The 22,237-nt window shown below is 36.9% G+C and carries 28 protein-coding genes; 17 read left to right on the top strand and 11 right to left on the bottom strand.

The window, feature by feature from the left end:
* The 4 genes from BAU23_RS30400 to yunB all read left to right on the top strand — a co-directional run.
* A partial coding sequence (locus BAU23_RS30400) for a hypothetical protein (RefSeq protein WP_208611240.1) occupies positions 1-233 on the top strand: 233 nt, incomplete at its 5' end.
* A gap of 183 nt (positions 234-416) precedes the next feature.
* Positions 417-1,832 carry a bifunctional metallophosphatase/5'-nucleotidase gene (locus BAU23_RS12950; protein WP_338108217.1) on the top strand — a complete coding sequence of 472 codons (1,416 nt, stop codon included), beginning with the start codon at positions 417-419 and terminating at the stop codon, positions 1,830-1,832.
* A 65-nt stretch (positions 1,833-1,897) separates the two neighbouring features.
* Positions 1,898-2,200 carry a YunC family protein gene (locus tag BAU23_RS12945; RefSeq protein WP_000248472.1) on the top strand — a complete coding sequence of 101 codons (303 nt, stop codon included), beginning with the start codon at positions 1,898-1,900 and terminating at the stop codon, positions 2,198-2,200.
* A gap of 55 nt (positions 2,201-2,255) precedes the next feature.
* Positions 2,256-2,987, top strand: coding sequence for a sporulation protein YunB (gene yunB, locus BAU23_RS12940; RefSeq protein WP_000510870.1), 732 nt, complete (start codon positions 2,256-2,258; stop codon positions 2,985-2,987).
* A gap of 43 nt (positions 2,988-3,030) precedes the next feature.
* Here the strand turns inward: yunB and BAU23_RS12935 are convergent, their stop codons facing one another.
* Positions 3,031-4,014 carry a M23 family metallopeptidase gene (locus BAU23_RS12935; protein ID WP_000944685.1) on the bottom strand — a complete coding sequence of 328 codons (984 nt, stop codon included), beginning with the start codon at positions 4,012-4,014 and terminating at the stop codon, positions 3,031-3,033.
* A 189-nt stretch (positions 4,015-4,203) separates the two neighbouring features.
* On the opposite strand from BAU23_RS12935, the gene lipA reads away from it, so the two are divergent.
* Both lipA and BAU23_RS12925 read left to right on the top strand, forming a co-directional pair.
* Positions 4,204-5,100, top strand: coding sequence for a lipoyl synthase (gene lipA / locus BAU23_RS12930; protein ID WP_000166375.1), 897 nt, complete (start codon positions 4,204-4,206; stop codon positions 5,098-5,100).
* Between the two features lie 72 nt (positions 5,101-5,172).
* Positions 5,173-5,502 carry a DMT family transporter gene (locus BAU23_RS12925; protein WP_000642910.1) on the top strand — a complete coding sequence of 110 codons (330 nt, stop codon included), beginning with the start codon at positions 5,173-5,175 and terminating at the stop codon, positions 5,500-5,502.
* A 15-nt stretch (positions 5,503-5,517) separates the two neighbouring features.
* On the opposite strand, the gene BAU23_RS12920 is transcribed toward BAU23_RS12925, so the two are convergent.
* On the bottom strand, positions 5,518-5,997 hold the full coding sequence (locus tag BAU23_RS12920; protein ID WP_071734589.1) for a YbaK/EbsC family protein: 480 nt from the start codon (positions 5,995-5,997) through the stop codon (positions 5,518-5,520).
* An 83-nt stretch (positions 5,998-6,080) separates the two neighbouring features.
* Positions 6,081-6,635 carry a histidine phosphatase family protein gene (locus tag BAU23_RS12915; protein WP_000721023.1) on the bottom strand — a complete coding sequence of 185 codons (555 nt, stop codon included), beginning with the start codon at positions 6,633-6,635 and terminating at the stop codon, positions 6,081-6,083.
* Between the two features lie 134 nt (positions 6,636-6,769).
* Here BAU23_RS12915 and BAU23_RS12910 point away from each other — a divergent pair, with 134 nt between their 5' ends.
* A complete protein-coding gene (locus BAU23_RS12910; RefSeq protein WP_071734588.1) occupies positions 6,770-7,213 on the top strand; it encodes a hypothetical protein in 444 nt (147 codons plus the stop codon).
* Positions 7,214-7,235: 22 nt separating this feature from the next.
* Here the strand turns inward: BAU23_RS12910 and BAU23_RS12905 are convergent, their stop codons facing one another.
* Complete coding sequence (locus BAU23_RS12905; protein WP_071734587.1) at positions 7,236-8,051, bottom strand: YhfC family intramembrane metalloprotease; 816 nt, start codon at positions 8,049-8,051, stop codon at positions 7,236-7,238.
* Between the two features lie 108 nt (positions 8,052-8,159).
* Between BAU23_RS12905 and BAU23_RS12900 the strand changes: the two genes are divergently transcribed.
* Positions 8,160-8,891, top strand: coding sequence for a MerR family transcriptional regulator (locus tag BAU23_RS12900; protein ID WP_016130789.1), 732 nt, complete (start codon positions 8,160-8,162; stop codon positions 8,889-8,891).
* Positions 8,892-8,920: 29 nt separating this feature from the next.
* On the opposite strand, the gene BAU23_RS12895 is transcribed toward BAU23_RS12900, so the two are convergent.
* Complete coding sequence (locus tag BAU23_RS12895; protein WP_000744035.1) at positions 8,921-9,499, bottom strand: YhcN/YlaJ family sporulation lipoprotein; 579 nt, start codon at positions 9,497-9,499, stop codon at positions 8,921-8,923.
* Positions 9,500-9,617: 118 nt separating this feature from the next.
* Here BAU23_RS12895 and BAU23_RS12890 point away from each other — a divergent pair, with 118 nt between their 5' ends.
* Complete coding sequence (locus BAU23_RS12890) at positions 9,618-9,920, top strand: YutD family protein (protein ID WP_000435944.1); 303 nt, start codon at positions 9,618-9,620, stop codon at positions 9,918-9,920.
* A gap of 41 nt (positions 9,921-9,961) precedes the next feature.
* On the opposite strand, the gene BAU23_RS12885 is transcribed toward BAU23_RS12890, so the two are convergent.
* The 3 genes from BAU23_RS12885 to glpX all read right to left on the bottom strand — a co-directional run bounded on the left by BAU23_RS12885 (position 9,962) and on the right by glpX (position 12,087).
* Positions 9,962-10,459, bottom strand: coding sequence for a hypothetical protein (locus tag BAU23_RS12885; RefSeq protein ID WP_001174594.1), 498 nt, complete (start codon positions 10,457-10,459; stop codon positions 9,962-9,964).
* Between the two features lie 373 nt (positions 10,460-10,832).
* On the bottom strand, positions 10,833-11,099 hold the full coding sequence (locus BAU23_RS12875) for a DUF3055 domain-containing protein (protein WP_000392612.1): 267 nt from the start codon (positions 11,097-11,099) through the stop codon (positions 10,833-10,835).
* A 16-nt stretch (positions 11,100-11,115) separates the two neighbouring features.
* Positions 11,116-12,087 (bottom strand): class II fructose-bisphosphatase, encoded by a 972-nt coding sequence (gene glpX / locus BAU23_RS12870; protein WP_000439096.1) that lies wholly within the window; start codon positions 12,085-12,087, stop codon positions 11,116-11,118.
* A 147-nt stretch (positions 12,088-12,234) separates the two neighbouring features.
* Here glpX and BAU23_RS12865 point away from each other — a divergent pair, with 147 nt between their 5' ends.
* The 4 genes from BAU23_RS12865 (at position 12,235) to BAU23_RS12850 (ending at position 14,900) form a co-directional block, all read left to right on the top strand.
* On the top strand, positions 12,235-12,675 hold the full coding sequence (locus BAU23_RS12865) for a DUF86 domain-containing protein (RefSeq protein ID WP_000273993.1): 441 nt from the start codon (positions 12,235-12,237) through the stop codon (positions 12,673-12,675).
* Between the two features lie 77 nt (positions 12,676-12,752).
* On the top strand, positions 12,753-13,385 hold the full coding sequence (locus BAU23_RS12860) for a helix-turn-helix transcriptional regulator (protein WP_071734585.1): 633 nt from the start codon (positions 12,753-12,755) through the stop codon (positions 13,383-13,385).
* A 107-nt stretch (positions 13,386-13,492) separates the two neighbouring features.
* Positions 13,493-14,257: a TIGR01457 family HAD-type hydrolase gene (locus BAU23_RS12855; protein ID WP_000276470.1), complete on the top strand. Its 765-nt coding sequence runs from the start codon at positions 13,493-13,495 to the stop codon at positions 14,255-14,257.
* A 112-nt stretch (positions 14,258-14,369) separates the two neighbouring features.
* Positions 14,370-14,900 (top strand): iron ABC transporter substrate-binding protein, encoded by a 531-nt coding sequence (locus tag BAU23_RS12850; protein WP_071734584.1) that lies wholly within the window; start codon positions 14,370-14,372, stop codon positions 14,898-14,900.
* A 34-nt stretch (positions 14,901-14,934) separates the two neighbouring features.
* On the opposite strand, the gene BAU23_RS12845 is transcribed toward BAU23_RS12850, so the two are convergent.
* Positions 14,935-15,516: an NAD(P)H-dependent oxidoreductase gene (locus BAU23_RS12845; protein ID WP_000683456.1), complete on the bottom strand. Its 582-nt coding sequence runs from the start codon at positions 15,514-15,516 to the stop codon at positions 14,935-14,937.
* A 231-nt stretch (positions 15,517-15,747) separates the two neighbouring features.
* Here BAU23_RS12845 and BAU23_RS12840 point away from each other — a divergent pair, with 231 nt between their 5' ends.
* From BAU23_RS12840 to BAU23_RS12830, 3 genes are all read left to right on the top strand, one after another.
* Complete coding sequence (locus BAU23_RS12840) at positions 15,748-16,536, top strand: ABC transporter ATP-binding protein (RefSeq protein ID WP_001021175.1); 789 nt, start codon at positions 15,748-15,750, stop codon at positions 16,534-16,536.
* Entirely contained in the window at positions 16,520-19,093 is a 2,574-nt protein-coding gene (locus BAU23_RS12835; RefSeq protein ID WP_071734583.1) for an FtsX-like permease family protein, read from the top strand. Before BAU23_RS12840 ends, BAU23_RS12835 begins: the two co-directional genes overlap by 17 nt.
* Positions 19,094-19,577: 484 nt before the next feature.
* On the top strand, positions 19,578-20,057 hold the full coding sequence (locus BAU23_RS12830) for a GNAT family N-acetyltransferase (protein ID WP_000402431.1): 480 nt from the start codon (positions 19,578-19,580) through the stop codon (positions 20,055-20,057).
* 19 nt (positions 20,058-20,076) lie between these two features.
* Here BAU23_RS12830 and BAU23_RS12825 read toward each other — a convergent pair whose 3' ends face one another.
* On the bottom strand, positions 20,077-20,568 hold the full coding sequence (locus BAU23_RS12825) for a phosphatidylglycerophosphatase A family protein (protein WP_000665100.1): 492 nt from the start codon (positions 20,566-20,568) through the stop codon (positions 20,077-20,079).
* 120 nt (positions 20,569-20,688) lie between these two features.
* On the opposite strand from BAU23_RS12825, the gene yutH reads away from it, so the two are divergent.
* Positions 20,689-21,690: a spore coat putative kinase YutH gene (gene yutH, locus BAU23_RS12820; RefSeq protein WP_000614213.1), complete on the top strand. Its 1,002-nt coding sequence runs from the start codon at positions 20,689-20,691 to the stop codon at positions 21,688-21,690.
* 59 nt (positions 21,691-21,749) lie between these two features.
* Here yutH and BAU23_RS12815 read toward each other — a convergent pair whose 3' ends face one another.
* Positions 21,750-21,965, bottom strand: a complete 216-nt coding sequence (locus BAU23_RS12815; protein WP_001125506.1) for a hypothetical protein — start codon at positions 21,963-21,965, stop codon at positions 21,750-21,752.
* Positions 21,966-22,237 lie beyond the last annotated feature (272 nt).

Genomic DNA, 22,237 nt, shown 5'->3' with positions numbered 1-22,237 from the left:
GCCCTGCTGTGCAGGGCGCTTTTTTATGTTGTGCTGGGTTTGAATCTGGTCAGGCTTGGGATACACGGGTGGGTGTTCAGCTGAATATATCAGCGATTTTTCAAATATATCGATCACAACTCAGAATATATCGGCGATTATTTCAATATATCGACGCTTCGACAAGGAATATCGATTTATCAACAAATTACGAAAGAAAGAAAGAAAGAAAAGGTCGTATACCTCGAACCTAAATCGTATCCACCTTATCCACAGATTAGAAAAAATAAAGTTTTCCATATTAAAAGGGCAATCTTTGGCTTTTTCTTATAATGCGAGTACAATGTAAAATAGCAAGAAAAGACGAAAAGTATTTACAGGATTATTGCGTACGTGTAGCGTAAATGGCAGTAAGGAACTGAGAGGAGGTTTTTTCTCTGAATATAAATAAAGAAACAATCATCCACCTTTATCATACAAACGATATACATAGTCATTTTGAAAATTGGCCGCAAATTTCTCGGTTTGTACAAGGGGAGAAAAAGCGAAGACAGGAAGCGGGAGAGACTGTTTTAACTGTGGATATTGGCGATCATGTGGATCGTTTTCATAGTATTTCGGAAGCAACAAATGGGCTTGGCAATACGAAGCTTTTAAATGAGGCGTTATATGATTATGTAACGATCGGAAATAATGAAGGAATTACGTTAGCGAAAGAGCATTTGAATCGTCTATATGATGATGCTGGATTTGAGGTGCTTGTCGCGAACTTATTTGAAAAAGAAGGTGTACGTCCAGCGTGGGCAAAGCCTTATAAATTACATACAACGACAGATGGGATTACGATTGCCTTTATCGGATTAACGGTTGCGTATCCAGAGTTTTATCATATGCTCGATTGGCATATTGAAGATCCACTTATCCATTTAGAGTCTATTTTAGAAGAAGTGCGAGATGAGGCTCATATTACAGTCGTCCTTTCTCATCTTGGAAAAAGCATGGATGAGTATATGGCGGAGCATTATGATATAGATGTTATTTTAGGGGCACATACGCATCATTTATTTGAGCGTGGTTTTCTTATGAATAATACTTTACTTTGTTGTTGTGAAAAGTGGGGACGTTACGTTGGGCACGTTCAGCTCACTGTGGATAAAGAGACGAAGAAGCTGTTGAAAAAGGACGGTAGGGCGATTAAGACCGAACGTTTAGGTGCTTATAGCAAACCGTTATCCACAATTGAATTGCTGCAGGAAGAAAGTAAACATATTATGGCAGAGCCTGTCGTTCATTTAAAGGAATCATTACCGGTCGATTGGTTTCAGGAGACATCGTTTTCGCATATGTTAGCAAATGCGCTGAAAACGTGGTGCGGTGCAGAGATTGGAATGGTGAACGCTGGGATACTTCTTGAAGGATTAGAAGAAGGTGTTGTGACGCGCGGAGATATTCACAGAATTTGTCCACATCCCATTAATCCATGTTTATTAAAAGTACCAGGGAAAACGTTAAGAGAAGTTATTTTGAAAGCACGTCGCCCGAATATGGAGAACCTTGAGGTAAAAGGATTCGGATTTCGCGGGACAGTGATGGGGAAAATGATTTACGCTGGTGTAGAAGTGATTCCAGATACGATTCCTGGGAATAAAATTTTACTGGAAGATGTATCGATTAACGGGGAGTCGCTGGAATTAGATCGTATATATACGGTAGGAACGATTGATATGTTTACATTCGGATACTTATACCCAGAGCTATCCACACTTTCTGACAAACAATATTATATGCCAGAACTACTTAGAGATGTGTTAACAGATGTGTTGATAACTTATACATCTTCCGTCAAACTATAGGCTAGTTAACTTGTAACACTCATTTTTCTCTTGTCATACAGATAAGAAAGAGAGGAGTGTGCACTATGGTTAATGTGGAGCCAATTATAATCAATAATTATACGTTTATTGCGGTTAGCGTCAAACTTCCAAAGACAAATTTGCTAGCTGTAATGAGCGATAAAGGATATATTATGTGCGGTGCATTAGATGTAGGTCTTTTAAATGAGAAGTTAGGTGATCGAGGAATCATTGCTGGCCGTGCGGTTGGTGTAAGAACGATTGAACAGCTTCTTGAAGCACCGCTAGAATCAGTAACGATTGAAGCCGAAGCTTTAGGTATTACGGCCGGCACAATCGGAAAAGATGCACTATTAAAAATGAGATAAGCATATATCGTCCCTCTTTCTTGCATAGAAATAATATAAGAAGGAGGGTTTTCTTATGGGCATATTTCGTTCGAAAAATTCGCGGTTTCGAAGGGGACCGATTTCCTTTCGGTATATAATGCTTATTTCGTTTATCATTTTTATCATAATGGTAGTTCAAGGTTTATGGATTGTAAATAAAAGTATTCAGCCAACATTAATTAAGTATGGAGAAACAGAGACGCATAAAATGGCGACAGCGGTTATGACGAAAGCGGTAAAAGATAGAATTAATGAAGGGTTTGATGTAGATTCATTAATGAAAGTACAAACGGATAGGAACGGGAAGGTATCTACAATTGATCTAAATACAAAACAAGTAAATGAAATATTAACATCGACTACTGCATACATAGAAAAATATTTACAACAAGTAGAAAAAGGGGATACGAAAGCACTTGGTATTTTTGAAGAGAATGGGGTATCTATGTCAGTTCCTTTTGGGCGCATAACTGATAATGCGCTTCTTGGTAATATAGGACCGGATATTCCGATTAATTTTACGCCAATTGGTCATGTGAATACGGATATTAAACAGTTAGTTGAGCCACAAGGAATTAATAATACAGCAATCAAAATTATTATGGAAGTGGAAGTGACGTTACAAGTTATGATTCCGTTACGCACGAAAGAAATTAAGGTGAAGCAAAACATTCCGATTGCAACGCGCATCGTTCAAGGTGAGGTGCCTACTTATTACGGAAGTGGGAGTGTTGTTGTACCAGATAAAAAGAAAACGGATAGTTAGCGAATATAAAAAAATAAAAAATAACCGTAGCAATTCGCTACGGTTATCGTTTTGTATTTGCTCGTTCTTTTCGTTCCCAAAGGCTTAAATGCATGTATGGATCGAAAGCCCATTCTGTATAGCCATTGTCTTTATACATGCCGAAATGTAAGTGAGGCGGGAACTTTCCAGCTGTACCAGGAGGACCATAACCAGTACTACCAACAAATCCGATTACTTTTCCTGGTTCGACAATTTGTCCGAGCTGTATTTCCTTAGAGAACCCGCCTAAATGAGCGTAATAGTGATAATTATTATGAAGGTCACGAATACCAATGCGCCATCCGCCAAGACGATTCCATCCTTTTGTTTCAATGACGCCATAGCAAGTGGATCTTACTGGTACGCCATATCCGGCAAAGATATCGGTTCCTTCATGAATTCGTCTTCCGCCAAAACTTCTTCCAGCTCCAAAAGTACTACGGTAGCTATTGTCACTGCGGATCGGGAGAGGGAAAGCATTTCCTTCTAAATTAATACGTCCATAATGTTTATAAATTCGGGCGTATTCTGTAATTAATTCAACTGTTTTGGCACGTCTATAATATTCCCAAAGCATAATGTTAATATGGTCTTCTGACGTTCCCTGTTTCTTTAAAATAGTTGCTGCTGTATGCAGAAGATCACGGTCGTTATTTGAATTTGCAAATCCATCTTTGTCACCATCTAAACCCATTCCGCCAAATAGAGAAATCGTATGGGGGAGAGTATCGTTACTATTAACAGGTCCAGCCCATATTTCAGGTTTGAAATAAAGGGAAATGATGGCATCTGGTTTTTTCGGAATATCCTTTCTTACGCTCCGTATGTTTCTTTCGTATTGATCCATTGCAGCTAAGTAATACCACGGAATGCCTGAAGATTGCTCAGTTTCTTTATATAGTGCCATGCGCTTTTCATATATGCTTTGCTGATTATCTTCACCGTAAGCGATGTTTTGGTGGAGAAGAAAGCAAATCGAAAGCAAAAGAGAAATTTTTCGAAGCATGAAATAGACTCCTTTCACAACATCACTCTTTTTAGTGTGGGATATACGGAGTATTTCATTATAGGGAACGATTGGAAAAAATCTTAGAATCTTCATTTGAGCAAATCGCTTTCATACGTTAGAATAGATATGTTACATTGAAAGAAGCGAACACGGTAAACTATTTCATATTGTGCGGAGTTGATAACCATGACAAAACAAACAGAGTATAAGCGCAAGCCCGAATGGTTGAAAATTAAGTTAAACACGAATGAAAACTATACAGGCTTAAAGAAAATGATGCGTTCTAAGAATCTTCATACCGTTTGTGAAGAAGCGAAATGTCCGAATATTCATGAATGCTGGGCTGTAAGGAAAACAGCAACATTTATGATTTTAGGTGCGGTTTGTACACGTGCTTGTCGTTTTTGTGCGGTTAAAACAGGCTTGCCAACTGAGCTTGATTTACAAGAGCCAGAACGCGTAGCAGATTCAGTAGTACAAATGGGCTTAAAGCACGTTGTTATAACAGCGGTTGCACGTGATGATTTAAAGGACGGCGGAGCAGCTGTTTTTGCTGAAACAGTACGCGCTGTTCGTCGCAAAAATCCATTTACGTCAATCGAAGTATTACCATCTGATATGGGTGGGGTAGAAGAAAACTTAAAAATGTTAATGGATGCAAAACCAGATATTTTGAACCATAACATTGAAACAGTACGTCGATTATCTAACCGAGTTCGCGCTAGAGCAAAATATGACCGTTCATTAGAGTTTTTACGTCGAGCAAAAGAAATGCAGCCTGATATTCCAACTAAATCGAGCATTATGGTGGGCTTAGGTGAAACGAGAGAAGATTTAATTGAAGCAATGGATGACTTACGTGCAAACAATGTGGATATTTTAACTCTTGGACAATACCTACAACCATCTAAGAAGCATTTACCAGTTCTTAAATATTATCCACCAGCAGAATTTGCAGAGCTTAAAGAAATTGCGCTTAGCAAAGGATTTAGTCACTGTGAAGCTGGCCCACTTGTGCGTTCTTCTTACCATGCGGACGAGCAAGTACGTTCTGCAAAAGAAAAAACAGCAGAAGCGAAATAATTAAAAACTCCTTTTTAGTTTAAAACTAGGAAGGAGTTTTTTTCTTGTGAAAATGATTAAGGAGGAATGAATGTGAAGGCGTTTATCTTCTTAACGATAGCAATTGTAAGCGAAGTATTTGGGACATCGATGTTAAAGGTATCGAATGGATTTACAAAATTGTTGCCAAGTATTGGGGTAGTGATCGGATTTGCTACAGCATTTTTCTTCCTTTCTAAAGCATTGCAGCATATGCAACTTAGTACGGCATATGCGATATGGGCAGGAGTGGGGACTGCTTTAACGGCACTCATTGGTGTATTTGTTTGGGAAGATGCTTTTACGTGGCAAACAGCCGCTGGATTAATACTTATTATAGGTGGAGTTGTAGTATTAAATCTGTCAGGTTCTGGCGCTCATTAAAAAAGAGAGCTAATATTAGCTCTCTTTTTGTTTATACTCTAAAACTGTATTTTGACATGTTGATAAGATTCTTTTTAATTCCTCTGTGGATAATTCAATTGTAAATTCAGGTACACCAGGTGTAATTAAAATTTTATTGTAAGTATAAATTGAACTGTCCACAATAATCGTTACATCTTGTGAATAACCGAAAGGAGCTACACATCCTGGAGTACAGCCAGTCTCTTCTCTTAGCTCATCAGGAGAACAGAGAGATAAGTTTTTTCCTGTTATTTCTTTTATCTCTCCTCGGTTGAGACGAGTTCCCTCTAACGTAAAGAATACGTAGTACTCCCCGGATTTTGATTTTAAAAATAGGCTTTTACTTGGAGTACCTTGTAAGCCGAGCCTTTCACGAACGATGCGATCTGTCTCATAATCGAGTACTGGTTCGTGTTCAAATTTTTCATAAGAAGCATTTGTTTTATGTAGTAAAGAAAGTACGTCTTCGTACATATTGCATGATACCCCTCTCTATGTTTTACTGCAGCCCTACCATATCTTCTCGCAGTGTCAACTGAATGTATTGGAAAGGGATATTACTTGGATGGCGCATCCCATAATCGTTTTATAATAGATTGTTCATCAAGTGTAATTTCATAAATGTCAGGATTAGTTAAAGTTTTCCATTCATCAAAGCCAATAGTATGATCAAAGTGCTTTAAAATTAATGTGAGTAAGTTGCCGTGTGTAACGAGTAATGTTGTGTCATGCTCTAGTTTTAAAACTTCCTGAATAAGTGAGATGGCGCGATCCATCGCTTGTTTTGTTGACTCTCCGCCCGAAAAGGCAATATCTATGTTTGTAAAAGTGGATTCTAGTTTTTGCAGCCAATCATCCATTGGAACGTTGCTTAATATACGCTCCGCTAACCGTTCATCTTCTTGAATAGGTAAATTAGCTTGGAGTGCATAGGACCGAATAGAATCGATAGCGCGGACAAAAGGGCTTGAAATAATATGATCTATTTGTAGATTATTTTCTATGAAGAATGCAGCAAGGTTGTTTGCTTGGTCTCTTCCTGCGTTCGTTAATTCGGCATCACGCTCTTGTCCAGTTGCTGAACAATGTCGTATTACAATAATTTTTTTCATATTTCATCCCCATCTTTCAAGTTGACCATATATACTTCGACAAATGTGGAAAAGATTCCTTTTTCTTGGAAAGGGCATAGTGATCTAAGTATGTGGAAAAGTAATGTGGATAAATGAACATTTGAGGTGTAATGATGAAAAAAATGATATGTATTATATTCGGTCTTTGTTTTTTTATACACTTGTCCACAACATATGCAGAATCGAATGCAAAATTAAATTATCCAAGCAATCGAAATAAGCCATTTGTGAATGAGGATGTGTTTTACGAACAGTTAGATAAGAAAATCTATAAAGAATACAACAATGCAGCATATAGCGTTCGAAAAAAAGTTTCATTTAAAGAAGTGGCTGATGAGGAATTTATTTTTAGGCAAAAAACAAATGCCGACTGTCACAGTAAAATGACGATGGACGATTCTTTCGTTCACCCTGATCGTCAAGTGTACTTTTTTGCTTCTTTTACTCAAAATGAGGTAGAAGAGTTTCATAAGTACATCGTCATAGATGCGGAAACAAAGAGGGAACTACAAGCGGGAAAAAGCTATCGTCATTATGATAATCCATATAAAAAATAACCCACCAACTGGTGGGTTATTTTTACGCCGACACACTCATTAATTTTTCTTTCATTTTAAGAATAAGAATGACAGCACCAATTGTGAAGAGAAGGGTAATTCCTTCTGCAACAAAGATGTTAATCATTTTTGTTTGGTAAAGTGCTGCGAAAAAGTCTACAAGTGCGTGGAATAGTATAGCGTATGCGAGGAAAATGTATTTCTTTTGTTTTACCGCGTATACGACAAGCATTGTGAAGGAAATTTGCAGTACTAATGCCATGATTCTTTCTAGGCTACCAAGTAAGTATAAATAGGCAGGTTGCTCTATTAACAAGTCCTTGATATGGCTCAACTGTGGGTATTGTTCAACCATTTGAGCGAAGCTACCATTGTTAATAGATGTTGCAAAGGTAAGAGTTTGAAGCCCAGCGAATCCGCCGACTAAAATCGATTCAATACCGCCGTGCCCAATTCCGTACGCAAGACCGTCTTTATAATCTCGATATTTTTTCAGTAAGTAGTAAAAGGCAACGAAACGACCTAGTTCTTCAAAAATACCAGCAGTTAGTCCGCCGAAAATCGAAAAGATAAATGGGTTCTCTAAAAACTCAGCTGTTGTGGGATTACCACGAATGAATAATTGGAATGGTGTTTCGAGAATTTGGGTAAACCCGATAAAGATAAGGACACCAACGCCAACTATTTTCAAATTAATATTATATTTCTTACGGAAATAAACGAGTACAATAATTGGGACCAGAATCGAAACAACGAGTTGAAATATGATGCTGGCAATTACAGTATTTGAAACCATACTTTCACCGCTTTCTAATGTATGTACATATATATTATGCATGAAATGTAGGAGAATGTGGAGAGATGAATCTTTCAAAAAACAAATGAAATTTTTGTTGACTCTAACGTTGCGTCATACTTTATCGTATATATTGAGGGGGAGATACGCATGACAATGAGGGTAAAAGAAGTAGCTAATTTAGTTGGAATTAGTGTGCGCACACTGCATCATTACGATGAAATTGGGTTGTTAACCCCAGATGAGACGACAGAGTCTGGATATCGTCTGTATTCCAATGAAAATTTAGAAACATTGCAGCAAATTTTATTTTTTAAAGAGCTTGGCTTCCCTTTAAAGAAAATTAAGGAAATTATCATGAGTCCTTCATTCGACCGTGAAGAGGCATTACAGCTTCATAAGAAAATGCTTCTTGAAAAGCGCGCTAGATTGGATAAGGTGATAGCGACGATTAATAAAACCATTCAGCATACAAAAGGAGAGATTGAAATGACGAACAAAGAGAAATTTGAAGGATTTGATTTTAGTCATAACCCATACGAAGAAGAAGCACGTGAACGATGGGGAGATGAGGCTGTAGATAAAGCGAATAAAACAGCGAAGGGTATGTCTACAGAGAAACAGGAGGAGTTTAATAATATTTACAGAAAGCTAGCAACACTTCGAAATGGAGCACCTGATTCTAAAGAGGCGCAAGAAGCAATTGGAGTCTGGTACGATTACTTGCAAAACTTTGGTGAATATTCATTAGATGCTTTTAAAGGACTAGGCCAAATGTATGTCGCTGATGAGCGCTTCACGAAAAATATTGATAAGTTTGGTGAAGGTTTAGCGCAGTTTATGTGTGATGCGATGGAGGCTTATGCGGATCGGAAGAAATAGTAAAAAAGGTGGAGGTTTTTTCCACCTTTTTATTTTTTTATCATATCATTTAAAGTTTGATCCCCTGTATTGTTCAAATGAGGGTTTTTACTCATTTCACGTTTTAACATATCAAGACTTTGTTCATATTCTGTATCGTTTAAGCTACCTGATTGAAGGCCTTGAATTTGAGAAATCAACTTTTGGTTTGTTGATACATATGCTTTATAATAGCGAGGAACGATGGACAAAGCAGTTTTATATACTTGATCCGCTACTAGTTTAGGATCCGTTGTGTTGGCACGGTATACAACGAATACTTCGTCGTCAGTAACGAGCGTAGCAGCATTTGCAACGTCAGGAAGTTTAACTGTCATGCTTGTAATCATTTCAGCGACTTTCTCACGGTTAATTGCTCCTACTTGTTTGTTAGATACTTCATGTTTTTGTTTAGATGAATAGCCGACCCTTGTGAGCCGTGTATTTGTATTTTCCGTATGATACATGTCGTTTTTGTTGGAAACAAGAACACGACTTCCTTCTTCACGCTCCATTTCGGCTTTATTAGTTGATTGGCAGCCTGCAAATAAGGAAAGAGTGAGGAGAGAGAGTATAATTTGCTTTTTCACGATGTATCACCTCCTTCTCCATAGCATGCACTAATTTTCAATTTTTTGTATTTGAAATTGTTGGTTGTTATGCTTTGTGATACGATAAAAAGAAGAATGCTTAGAGAGGAAGTTCATAATGGAGCAAAAGCAAGAGATTCATACTACGGTGAGCGTTAATAATGTTCAGTACGAAGTAATTAAAAACTTTCGTGACGGTTTTAGTGAAGAAGCATTTAAAGAGCGCTATGCAGAAATTTTAAATAAATATGATTATATCGTTGGAGACTGGGGTTATGAGCAACTTAGATTGCGCGGATTCTTTGATGATAGTAATCAACGTTCGACATATGATACGAAAATTAGTACTTTATCAGAGTATTTATACGAGTACTGTAACTTCGGTTGTGCACACTTCGTATTACGAAAAGTGAAGAAATAAAAAATCCTCTTACGATTGTAAGAGGATTTTTTCATACTTGCTCACAAACAAATTGAAATAGAATCGCCTTCAGAAAGTATTGCGTTTGGTTTCATTTGTTGTCCGTTCAATTGAATATCCCCATTTTTAATTTTATCCACAATGCGTGTACGGCTCCAGTCGGAAATATATGTGGATAAAGCTTTATCCATTCGGTGAGAACCGAAAACGATATCTAATACGATCGTGATTTCGGCTATGCCGTTTTCTTTATGTTGTGTAATGGAAAGGGTAGTAGTTGTTTCTGTTTGATCCTGCTGGGGCATATCGACTGTTTCAACGTGATCAGTAAATGCTTTATAAATACGAAGTTTTTGATTCCACGTATGATCTTTCGGACATTTATAAATGGCAAAGCGGTATATATTTTTTCCATTGGCGTTATGCCTACGAATATTCGTGTCAGTAAATAGGGTAGTGCGTCTACAATTTTTACAATACTTTTCGATTGTGTTTTGCTGATTTTCATATAAACTCCAAGAAAGTTGTACTTTCTGCATTTTCCTTCACCTCTTATATTAGTGGTAAAGGAACGTAATACAGCTATTTGGACGTCTTGTAGTATGAAGACATAAGAAGTAGACAAAAATAAAAAGAGGTTCCCCCAAGAGGAACCTCCGTAAACATCATACTACAGATGCTTTACGTTCCTTTGTAATGGGAATGGGCAGACTACTCCCTTGAAAAAGCACGGTGCTTTTTTGAGAGTAATGCTATCCAATTGCTGGTCCATTACAAAGTAAATGTTGGCATACGCAGATAACGTCCTTTCTATCCAAATAGATTTGTTCATAAGTATAACACATAAGATTGAAAATTCAAAATATAAATTGTAAAAAAACACCAGCTAAAATAGCTGGTGCACAAGATAAATTATATAAGTTCAAATAAAAATGAGCGTAATTCTTCTGCAATTTCTTCAGACATAGAAAATGCGTGCTCTAAGTAGCCTGGTTCGTTTAAATCGTCAGGACCGATGATAGCAAATTTGTTGCTCTGCATATCAAGGACTATCGTTTTACCGTAATGACGATCGGAGTATAGAAGCGCTAAATCATGACGCTCATTTTCCCCCATAAAGCTAACGAAACGAGTTTTTGTAGCGACTGTATCGTCGTACAGAAAGAAACGTTCTTCCATACACATGGCTCCTTTATTAAATATCTAAGTTTAAGTGTGGTTTATGATCTAAATGGTGATGCGTTTTAATGAAACGTACTGTTCTTGTTTTGTAACGCATAACGATAGAATATGTTTCAGCTAAATCTCCGCCAAGGAATTTCACGCCGTCTAATAACTCACCAGCAGAAACACCTGTTGCTGAGAAGATTGCATCATCACCAGATACTAAGTCATCTAACATAAGAAGTTGACGAGGATCTTCTAATCCCATTTCACGACAACGAGCTTCTTCTTCTTCGTTCATTGGAACTAAGCGAGCTTGCATTTCACCTTCAAGGCATTTTAATGCTGCTGCAGAAATAACGCCTTCTGGAGCTCCGCCAACGCCTACAAATAAGTCGATACCTGTTCCAGGTAAAGCTGTTGCGATTGATGCACCAACATCGCCATCACCAAATAATTTCACGCGTGCACCTTTTGCACGAACACGGTCAATAATATCTTGATGACGTTCACGTTCTTGAACGATAACTGTTAGATCACGAATCTTTTTATTGTTAGCTTCTGCTACAATTTCAATTGTTTTTTCAATTGGATCATCTAAGCTAATTTTACCAGCTGCTTTTGGACCAACCGCGATTTTTTCCATGTACATATCAGGAGCATGAAGAAGGTTTCCTTTATCCGCGATTGCAATAACTGCCATTGCATTTGCAAGACCTTTTGCAACGATGTTTGTGCCTTCTAATGGGTCAACGGCGATATCTACTTCTGGACCGTTACCTGTTCCTAGTTCTTCACCAATATATAACATCGGTGCTTCATCAAGTTCTCCTTCACCAATTACAACTGTACCTGCCATGTTTACTGAATCGAACATATCACGCATAGCTGTAGTTGCTGCATCATCTGCTTCATTTTTCTTTCCGCGGCCCATCCACTGTGCGGATGCTAAGGCTGCTGCTTCTGTTACACGGACAATTTCTAGTGCGAGTTCACGTTCCAAGATTGCATTCCTCCAATTTCAAAAATCATACAAATATAACTATAACAAATAACGGAGAAAAGGTGAATTCGAAAAATTGTCGATTTTTTCAGAAGAAAGCGTTACAATTAAAATGTAAATGCTTTAATTTCCAGGTAGGTGACATTCATGTATTTTGTAGACAGAAAGAAAATAGAACAAATGCTAGTATGTTTAGAACGAGCAACAAATACATTTCAAGAGAAAAAGATATATGAAACCGAGTTTGAGTTTTACGCATTAGAGCGCATAGCTCATCTAATCATTGATTGTGTATTAGATGTAGGGAACGCGATGATTGATGGATTTATTATGCGCGATCCAGGAAGTTACGAAGATATTATCGATATTTTAATTGACGAGAGAGTCATAAGTGCAGAAGAAGGACAAGGAATGAAAGAAGTTATCCTTCTTCGAAAAATGCTTACGCAAGATTATATTCAAATGAATCATGATGAGTTATATAAGACGATTCAAAAACATATCGCAGTGGTAGAGAAATACCCAGCGAATATTCGCAGTTATTTAGAAAAGGAGTTAGGACCTGTATCTGCATTTGTACCAGAATAATTATGCTTATAAGATCCCCGAATACTTTTTGGGGATCTTATATTGTATATGAGAGAGAAAAGGGAGAAGGGTGAGCTATGGGGGAAGCACGTACTACGAAAGAAGAAATTATACAATTATTGAAGGTGAAGGGCGAGCATACTGTAGCAGAATTAGCCGAAGCTTTAGAAATTACAGAGATGGCGATTCGTCGACATTTAAGTAAACTAGAAAATGATGAGCTAATTTATTCAAAGATGGTAAGGCAGCATATTGGACGCCCAACATATTTGTATGGAATAAGTCAAAAGGGAGAAGATACATTCCCGAAAGAATATAAGCAGTTTGCTATTGATATGCTAGAAGATTTAGCTCGAATGGGTGATGAAAAAATACTTCGTTACGTTTTAAAAGAGAGAACGAAACGAATGGAAGAACAGCTGCAAAAGCGAGTGAGTAATCAAAAGAATTTAGCATATAAAGTGCAAGAGATAGCAGCTATGCAAGAGAAAAATGGTTATATGGTTCAAATAAAGAGAGATGGAGAGAACTCTTTCGTAATTGAAAAACAAAACTGTCCGTTAAAGGAAATTGCAGAGAGATTCCCGCAAGTATGTGAAGATGAGAAAGAGATGTATAATCGTTTATTTGCAGGTGCAGATGTAAAGACGTTAGCAAACATGTGTGAGGGCGATTGTAGTTGTTCTTACCAAGTAAAAGAGAAAAAATGAACGTTATGGGACGCTTTAAGGTAAAGCGTTTTTTTCTTTGGAAAAAGCGGGTAATATAAGAGTGGTATGATAGGTGAGAACGTTAGCATAGAAGGAGAGACATAATGATGTATAAAGGTTACTTAATTGACTTAGACGGTACGATGTATCGCGGAGAAGAACAAATTGAAGAAGCGAGCGACTTCGTAAAAGCGTTAGGAGAGCGCGGCATTCCTTATTTATTCGTTACGAACAATTCAACGCGTAAACCAGAACAAGTGGCAGAAAAACTTGTTCGTTTCGATATTCCAGCGAAAGCAGAGCAAGTATTCACAACGAGTATGGCGACAGCGAATTTCATTTATGAACGTAAACAAGATGCAACTGTATACATGATTGGTGAAGAAGGCTTACATGATGCTCTTGTGGAAAAAGGGTTTGAACTTGTGGATGAAAATCCTGATTTCGTTGTTGTTGGTTTAGATCGTGATATCACATATGAAAAATTAGCAAAAGCTTGCCTTGCTGTACGTAACGGCGCAACATTTATTTCTACAAATGGAGACATTGCTATTCCAACTGAGCGCGGATTATTACCAGGTAACGGTTCATTAACATCAGTTGTTGCAGTATCAACAGGTGTGGACCCAATCTTTATTGGTAAACCAGAATCAATCATTATGGAACAAGCGTTAAAAGTGCTTGGCATAGGAAAAGATGAGGCATTAATGGTTGGGGATAACTATGATACAGACATTTTAGCTGGAGTAAATGCTGGTATGCATACCCTTCTTGTCCACACTGGAGTCACAACTGTGGAGAAGTTAACAGAATATGAAGTACAACCGACGCAAGTTGTGCATAACTTGACGGAGTGGATTGAGAAGATGTAATGAAATGCAGGTAACCGGAAGAGGTTGCCTGTTTTTTATGCATAATTGCATATTCGCTGTTGTTATATAAAATGTAAAATTTATATGTATTGATGCAAAGGGAGGAATAAGAGTGTACTGGATGTCATGTATTATGTTTGTTTTTACATTATGTGTTTTATTTTTGGTTCTATGGAAGATATATAAAATAAATGAAGTGAAAAAAAGTGTGGGAAAACTTATTGCAACATATCCACGAGTGAAGAGACGTTGGATTGCATTACTTGGACCAGCATATTTCATTGGACAATGTATGTATATATATGCTCAGTACGTAAGTGGCGATATTGATACAGATGAACAGTTTCTTATTCAGTCGGGTAGTTATGTTGTAGCAAGTTGTTTTATGACTTTAATAGCTATCCATCTTATTAAAAGTGTACAAATATATGAAAAAGGTGTAATAGATGGATTGAACTTTTATTCATATGAAGAATTAAAAGGCTATAAAACATCAACATGGGAAAATCCAAAAGAAAATATATTTTTATATCGCGGGCGAGAAAAAATGAATGACAATGTGAATTTACTTATTAGACAAGAAGATATGAATGAATTAGAAAGCATTCTTCAAAGGTATATTCCGAAATTGATGATGAAATAAAAAAACTCCGGTTGTTAAAACCGGAGTTTTTTTATTAAAACGCACGATTCACAACATCTTTAACCTCTTCAAGATATTGTTTACGCACACTGTCATCCACAGAAGGAACACTTGTATAGAATGTATGCTCAATTGTTTCAATGCCTGTAAATTCAAAAATACCAACATCTGCTGTTTTCTTCATTGCTTCAAACATACCGCCTGCTGTATATGCTTCTTTCGTATTTCCCATCGTAGATAATAATAAGCCTTTTTTACCGCTTAATAACTTTTCAATACCATTTTCACCGTAAGCATAAGCGAAGCCGTGGCTAAATACACGGTCAACGTATCCTTTTAAAATAGCAGGAAGTCCCGCCCACCAAACTGGATAAATGAACGTAATGCTATCAGCCCAAGAGATATGCTCTTGCTCTTCTTTAATATCTTCTGGTGTGTTTCCTTGAGAAAACGAGATGAAATCGGAAGCGCCTAATACTGGATTGAAGTTTAATTCGTATAGATCGCGAACGCGTACTTCATGACCTTTTTCTTCTAATTCACTTTTTACCGTTTCTAAAACCGCATGGTTGAAGCTTTCTGTATTTGGGTGTGCATAAACGATTACATGTTTCATTGTTCTTCCTCCTATTTGTGGATATGTGAATAGTTTTTATGTATTCGTGTAACTAGTATGGTTACTTTTATTGTGAGAGTCAACTTTTCTAACGTGAGAAATAAAGTTGAAATGTAATCAGCTAATAAGGGATACATGTTAGTATGTGACAAAAAAATACAAAAAAGTAGGGATTTTGCATTCTGAATAGAATATATAGATTGATAAATAGAGAGAGAAGGGGATATAGGGATGAATATTATTGAAATTGAAAGGTTAGAAAAATCGTTTGATATTGGGGATAGTAAAGTAAAGATATTAAAAGGTATTAATCTTCAAATTCAAAAAGGAGATTTCGTTTGTATTATGGGGGCAAGTGGATCGGGTAAAACGACTTTACTTCAGTTGTTAGGTGGATTAGATATTCCAACAGTAGGCAGTATACGAGTAGATGGTACAGAGATTTCAACATTAAAAGAAAAAGAGCTTGCTTTGTTTAGAAGGCATAAAATCGGTTTTATTTTTCAGCAGTTTAATTTGATTCCAGTGTTTAGTGCGGAGGAAAATGTAGGATTGCCTTTACTGTTAGATAATGTCTCGCAAAAGAAGGCGACGGTGACAGCAAATCGCTTATTAGATCTTGTTGGATTGAAGGGAAAAGAAAAGCATTTACCAGCACAGTTATCAGGTGGACAACAACAAAGGGTTGCGATAGCGAGAGCTTTTGCAAATGAGCCAGCTATTATATTAGCGGATGAACCAACAGGGGCATTAGATTCAGAAAATAGCAAAAATATAATCGCGGCCCTTCGCAATGCCTGTGATGAGTTAGGACAAACAGCTGTCATTGTAACGCATGATCCATTCGTAGCGGCCCATGCGGATAAAGTTGTTTTCTTATTAGATGGTGAAGTGATCTATGAACATGCTGAAAGTAAGGGATGGAAATTTCGAAATATCCCGCAGCAAGTTACTCAAATTCAAGAGATTATGAATCGTCACTTTAAAGTAGGAGGTAAAGGTGATGCGATGGGTAATTAAGTATGCGGTAAAATCGATGAAACAAAATTGGTTGCGAAATATGTTGATTGCCCTCGGTGCAGCTTTAGGTGTTATGTTAGCGACGATGTTATTGCTAGGCAATCAATCAGTAGAGCAAAGTGTGAAGGAACAAGTAGTAAGTCGTTATGGAGATTATAATTTACAATTTGGATATATAAAAAATGATATGTATTTAAATAATGAAAGTTTAAAAGGGATAGTTGGCTTAGAAAACGCTGAAAAAATATCAAAAGTACTTATACCGTATCCTTTACCAAATTATAAAGAGCTATCAGGAAAGCCGTCTTATTGGGGTGTTGAGCAAGATTCTCCAGAAATGCGTTCTTATAAGATTGCAGAAGGTCGATATCCGAAAGAAGGTGCTGAAGTAGCACTGACAAAAGGTTATACAGACCGTGAAAGTATACGTGTAGGAGATATGATCAAGCTGCCGTTTCCGCCGCATGGAGAAAAGACTGTTAAAGTTGTTGGGATTTTGAATCCACCGTTAATGGCGGCAATGGGGCATGGTTCTTATTTTCCAATTAGTTGGCTTCAAAAAGAACTAAATCTACAAAATCAATTCAACCTCGTTCAAGTGAAAGCACAGGATGTAAATGTGAAAAGGGCAATTGCTCTTGATGTAAATAAGAAGATAGAAAATATAAAGGTGGACCAACGTACTTATGTCGATAAGGCATTTGAACGACTAAATGTAATGAAACCGTTAATTTTTAGTTTAGGTGGTATTGCCTTATTTGTTGTAGCCCTTTTAATAATGGGAAGTTTCTTCTTATCTGTCAGAAGTCGATTTAAGCAATGGGCACTATTACGTGCACTTGGTAGTAACCCAAATCAAATTATATTAGTCGTTTTATTAGAGGCTTTATGCATCGGAGCGATTGGATCGCTAGCAGGGATTATTCTTGGAGCAGGTACGCAAACAATTGCTGCATCATTCATTAATAAATGGGTGAATATTGAGGGGGCAGGGAAAGCATCATTATCGATCTCAGGTGAGATTTTACTCATTACTTTTTTACTAGGAATTATTATGTCTATCATAGGGGCTATTATACCGGCTTTCATGGTTAGAAAGATTCCACCAGTTCAAGCACTTCGGCCTGGTCTTCCTAGCGATGAGAAAAAAGAAAAAAGATGGAGTGCTTTTAGCCTTAGCATTTTAATTATTGGTACTGTTATTGGACTAGCGGGTAACGTATTAGAACAGTATGTCGGTTTTAATCCAAGTGCGATTGGAGCATTGTTATTTGCAGTTGGTTTGTTATTTACGATTCCGCTACTTATTCGTATAATAGCGCCAGTTATTGCGAAACCTTTGCAAATGATATTTCGAATTGAAACGACGATTAGTAGTCGAAATGTAATTCGTTATCGTAATAAGGCAGCTGTGTCGGTTGCTATATTAGCATTTGGTTTTATGTTAGCACTTGTTGGAACGATGTATGTAAATTCTATGTATGAAGGTACGAAGAAAGGATTACAAAAGCATTTACCAGCTGATTTAGTAGTGCGTGTACCGATGGATTCGCAAGGAATTGAGGTTTTACCGTTTAGTTGGATGGGGAAGATTAAAAAAGTTGACGGTGTAGATGCAAGTGTAGGGAATGCTACTGATTTCACAGCAAAACTTATAAATTATGACTTTAAAAAGGCAAATCAAGAATGGTATGAACATGCGAGAAAAAATAATTTTAATTATGATTCAATAGAGGTTGTGGGTAATGATATTGTAGCGTATCAGAAAGTAACGAAGGCGAAAGTGATTTCAGGACAAAATTTAAATAAGCCATTACAAGATGGTGAGGGAGTCGTTACGAAAGAAACGGCTAAAAATTTAGGGATCCAGTTGCATGATACGATTGAAGTACAAGGGAAAGGGAAAGAAAAACAAACGATTAAAGTCGTTTCGATAATTGAGCAAGGATTAAGGTTAAGAGGATCAGATATTTTTGTGAGTGAACAATGGGCACGGGATAAGTTTCATGTACAAGGATATGAAGCGATTCAAATTATGACAAATTCTAATCAATCATTTGAAGTAATTAAGAAACAAGTAAAACAAATTACAAATAATAAAGAGAACGTAGAGGTTATTAATAGTTATGATTTATTGAAAGAACAGGAGCAGTTATTATCGCAAATGATGATGTTAATTCGCTTGTTAGTTGTAATTGTTTTCATTATTTCTGGTATAGGATTAATGAATGCGATTGTTGCTAGTTTACATGAAAGACGTGCTGAAATTAGTATGATTCGTGCAGTAGGAGCTATTCCGAAGCAAATGAGACGGATTGTTTTATTAGAAGGGACTTTACTTGGAGCGATAGCTGGCTGTATTGGCATTTTTGGAGGAATTTTGTTTAGTTATATTGTGTTATCGAGCTTAGAGTTAACGGTTATTATCATTCCGTATAATCAGGTTGTCATATTGGCTCTAGCTAGTGTGATGCTTGGGGCAGGGGCAGCAATGATTGCTTCATTACAATTAAGAAGGTTCAAATTAAGTGATACTTTAAAAGAGTTATCAGCATAAAAGATTGCTATACTCCGCTCATACAAAGAACAAAGAAGACGAATAAAATGATAACAATACCAATGCCAAAGTTAAATACAAGAGTACTATCCATATATGTAACCTCCTTGTTTGAAAGTAAAAAGCACTCTGGCTGGAGTGCTTTTTATTATCCGAATCTGTCGCAACGAACACCGCAACGTATAGAAAGGGAATAATGCGTTTAAAGAGTTATAGTAATTTATGCATTTATAGAAAAAAAGACACTCTTTTGAGTGTCTTTGATGATGACAAAATGTGCCAATTGCTTGAATTTGATAAGACGTTAATTTTCCGGTTAACGGTCTTTCTTAATCAAGAAGTGTAACAACAGCGATTCAAATAAATTTTAGCATTTTTTTAATGGGTGTGCGTATGTAATTATGCATATTGTAATTAGAGGGAAATTGAGTGCTGAAAATGAATGAGTAAATATATATAGAATATTTGATGAGGAGCGAGAGGAATGGAAATACATAAGTTAACAGAAGAAGAAGCGAATGAGATAAATATGTGGACGTATGAGGAACCGTACAATTTATATAGTTTTTCAGGAGAGGCTGAAGTAATAGAAGAGCTATTAGATGGGACGTATTACGGTTGTTGCGGGGAGAAGGGAGAATTCATCGGCTATTTTTGTTTTGGAGAAAATGCGCAAGTTCCGGGTGGAAGAGATGCTAATTTATATAGGGGAGAAGATGTAATAGATATCGGACTTGGAATGAAGCCGGATTTAACAGGGAAAGGGATGGGGGAAATATTTTTTCAAGCGGGAATTGCATTTGCTACTGAGGAATTGAATTCAAAAATGTTTCGACTAAGTGTAGCGACATTTAATAAAAGAGCAATTAGGTTATATAAAAACATTGGATTTCAAGTAGGACCTGTTTTTTTGAGCCGTGGAAGAGAGTTTATGCTTATGGAATACGAAAGGCCATCAGTATGAAACTGACGGCCTAGACACCTTATTCCGAATGCTCAGCACGGTGCGCTAAACGACTTGAAGCAGCGGCAGCAATTCCGCCAACGATATCATCAAGGAATGTATGCACCTTTCCAGATGATTTATCATTTAAGAATTCTAAAATACCAGGTTTTAATTTATCGATATATCCAAAGTTCGTGAAACCGATAGAGCCGTACACATTAACGATAGAAAGTGCGATCACTTCATCAATTCCGTATAAGCCTTCATCACGTTTTACGATATCTTGTAACGGCTCACTTAACATTCCTTTTTCAGCAAGGACATCGAGTTCGATACCAGTAATCAGTGCGTTTTGTACTTCACGTTTTGATAATACACGCTCAACATTATAACGGCATTCTGACATCTCTAAATTTGGATGATATTTTTTTTGAAGAAAATGAACAAGCTCAGCAATATCGTCAATTGTTACACCGCGCTCTTGTAATAGTTGTAATGCTCTTTCTTGTAGTTGATTTGATTCTTTCATGTTTATCACCTTTTTTTCTTTTTAGTATTTGTATACGTTTCGTTGCTTTATCATGTGCATAGGAATGAAAGGCGAGCACAAGCTCATATATATAAAGAAAAACCATAGGTGGCGACTGCGATGATTCAGCATATTTATGAGCATTATCACATGCATGTTAAAGAATTAATCCCCCTTGGCCCCTATAAAAGCTTTTGGATTCGCAACAAAATTTATGTACTTGTTCCAATTGGAGAAATGGAGGAAGAAGTACTTGTAGAGATGAAAAAGCTCAGTGATTATATGAACCAGCAAGGGGATATAACTGTAGCGACTTTCGTTCCGACTATACACGGCTACTATGTAAGTGAGATAGAAGAACAAAATTACTGCTTATTAAAAGGTATGCGTGCGTTAGAACGACATGCTACATCATTAGGAAGTGAGCTTTCTATATTCCATAAACGAGGTGCATTCTTTCCAGAAGAAATCGAGAAATTAAGCCGCATCGGCGAATGGAAAGCATTATGGGAAAAAAGGCTCGATCAATTAGAAAAGTTTTGGCAATCACAAGTGATGAACCACCCTACAGACGTATTCGATCAATTGTTTATTGAATCCTTCCCGTATTACTTAGGAGTTGCAGAAAATGCAATTCAGTATGTTGTCGATACAGAGATGGATGATACGCCGCAAATGACTGATGCAGCAACAATTTGCCAAGAACGATTCACACCTTTATTATGGCATCAAACGAAGCGCCTCAAACTTCCTTTCAATTGGGTGTATGATCACCCAACTCGAGATATGGCAGAATTAATTCGCTATATGATGATAGAAAAAAAGAAAGATTGGGAGCAAACAATCGTCCAATTTGTTACAGATTATGAACGGAATTATTCGCTATCCTCATTTGGTTGGCGCCTATTATTTGCAAGGCTCCTGTTCCCACTCCAATACTTTGAAACGGTTGAACGATATTATCAAACAGGAAACGAAGAACAAAAAGGCATATATAGAGATCGCTTAGAAGCCATTTTACACGATGTGAACCGCTCCGAGCAATTTATGAAGCATTTTTACGGGTCACTTCGTTTACCAATTGATAAGTTAGGTATTAGGAAATTAGATTGGCTGTCTTAAAAGTATAAAAAAGAGACCGATTGAGGTCTCTTTTTTATATCACAATTGTATGTAATACATTATGCCCCTACCTGTTGATCTGCACATATATGTAAAATGAGTTGATGTTTTTCGATTTTCTCATTTACTTTACTCAATAATTCTTGCTGAATTTCTTTAAATAAAAATTGATAGCTTGTATTCCATGTTGGTATAACGGATGAAAGGTCTAATAAATATTCTTTTTTCTTTTCTAGTTCTTGAATTGTTACAAAAGTGTTCCCCATTTTTGGCATGTGTCGTCCCCCTATGTTTTTTGTATGTGTGAACGATTTACTATCTAGTAGTAATTATCGCATTTTTTGAGAAGGATTTCCAATTTTGTTTTATGATGTTAAAGGGGAAGTGTTATTTGAATAAAAAAAGAGACCCAAATGGGTCTCTTTTTAGAAAACGATTCTGAACGAGCCGCTTCTGCTTTTAATTAATATCTAGCTCCAGCGGCTAAAATGTTCGGTGGCTTCGCTTCTTCCGCCGAGGCAAAAAGCGCCTCTATGTCAGAAGCTCC

It is taken from the genome of Bacillus nitratireducens, assembly GCF_001884135.1.
Lineage (GTDB): Bacteria > Bacillota > Bacilli > Bacillales > Bacillaceae_G > Bacillus_A > Bacillus_A nitratireducens.
This window is presented reverse-complemented; position numbering and strand designations above follow the sequence as displayed.

Excerpts from the sequence above, each read along its gene's own strand:
- BAU23_RS12890 (WP_000435944.1), top strand. The coding sequence starts at position 9,618 with ATGGAGCAAAAGCAAGAGATTCATACTACGGTGAGCGTTAATAATGTT.
- BAU23_RS12845 (WP_000683456.1), bottom strand. The coding sequence starts at position 15,516 with ATGAAACATGTAATCGTTTATGCACACCCAAATACAGAAAGCTTCAAC.
- BAU23_RS12865 (WP_000273993.1), top strand. The coding sequence starts at position 12,235 with ATGTATTTTGTAGACAGAAAGAAAATAGAACAAATGCTAGTATGTTTA.
- BAU23_RS12920 (WP_071734589.1), bottom strand. The coding sequence starts at position 5,997 with ATGTACGAAGACGTACTTTCTTTACTACATAAAACAAATGCTTCTTAT.
- BAU23_RS12860 (WP_071734585.1), top strand. The coding sequence starts at position 12,753 with ATGGGGGAAGCACGTACTACGAAAGAAGAAATTATACAATTATTGAAG.
- BAU23_RS12945 (WP_000248472.1), top strand. The coding sequence starts at position 1,898 with ATGGTTAATGTGGAGCCAATTATAATCAATAATTATACGTTTATTGCG.
- BAU23_RS12875 (WP_000392612.1), bottom strand. The coding sequence starts at position 11,099 with ATGGAAGAACGTTTCTTTCTGTACGACGATACAGTCGCTACAAAAACT.
- BAU23_RS12840 (WP_001021175.1), top strand. The coding sequence starts at position 15,748 with ATGAATATTATTGAAATTGAAAGGTTAGAAAAATCGTTTGATATTGGG.
- BAU23_RS12910 (WP_071734588.1), top strand. The coding sequence starts at position 6,770 with ATGAAAAAAATGATATGTATTATATTCGGTCTTTGTTTTTTTATACAC.
- yunB (WP_000510870.1), top strand. The coding sequence starts at position 2,256 with ATGGGCATATTTCGTTCGAAAAATTCGCGGTTTCGAAGGGGACCGATT.
- BAU23_RS12855 (WP_000276470.1), top strand. The coding sequence starts at position 13,493 with ATGTATAAAGGTTACTTAATTGACTTAGACGGTACGATGTATCGCGGA.
- BAU23_RS12885 (WP_001174594.1), bottom strand. The coding sequence starts at position 10,459 with ATGCAGAAAGTACAACTTTCTTGGAGTTTATATGAAAATCAGCAAAAC.
- BAU23_RS12815 (WP_001125506.1), bottom strand. The coding sequence starts at position 21,965 with ATGCCAAAAATGGGGAACACTTTTGTAACAATTCAAGAACTAGAAAAG.
- BAU23_RS12935 (WP_000944685.1), bottom strand. The coding sequence starts at position 4,014 with ATGCTTCGAAAAATTTCTCTTTTGCTTTCGATTTGCTTTCTTCTCCAC.
- BAU23_RS12915 (WP_000721023.1), bottom strand. The coding sequence starts at position 6,635 with ATGAAAAAAATTATTGTAATACGACATTGTTCAGCAACTGGACAAGAG.
- BAU23_RS12900 (WP_016130789.1), top strand. The coding sequence starts at position 8,160 with ATGACAATGAGGGTAAAAGAAGTAGCTAATTTAGTTGGAATTAGTGTG.
- BAU23_RS12830 (WP_000402431.1), top strand. The coding sequence starts at position 19,578 with ATGGAAATACATAAGTTAACAGAAGAAGAAGCGAATGAGATAAATATG.
- BAU23_RS12835 (WP_071734583.1), top strand. The coding sequence starts at position 16,520 with ATGCGATGGGTAATTAAGTATGCGGTAAAATCGATGAAACAAAATTGG.
- BAU23_RS12825 (WP_000665100.1), bottom strand. The coding sequence starts at position 20,568 with ATGAAAGAATCAAATCAACTACAAGAAAGAGCATTACAACTATTACAA.
- lipA (WP_000166375.1), top strand. The coding sequence starts at position 4,204 with ATGACAAAACAAACAGAGTATAAGCGCAAGCCCGAATGGTTGAAAATT.
- BAU23_RS12905 (WP_071734587.1), bottom strand. The coding sequence starts at position 8,051 with ATGCATAATATATATGTACATACATTAGAAAGCGGTGAAAGTATGGTT.
- yutH (WP_000614213.1), top strand. The coding sequence starts at position 20,689 with ATGATTCAGCATATTTATGAGCATTATCACATGCATGTTAAAGAATTA.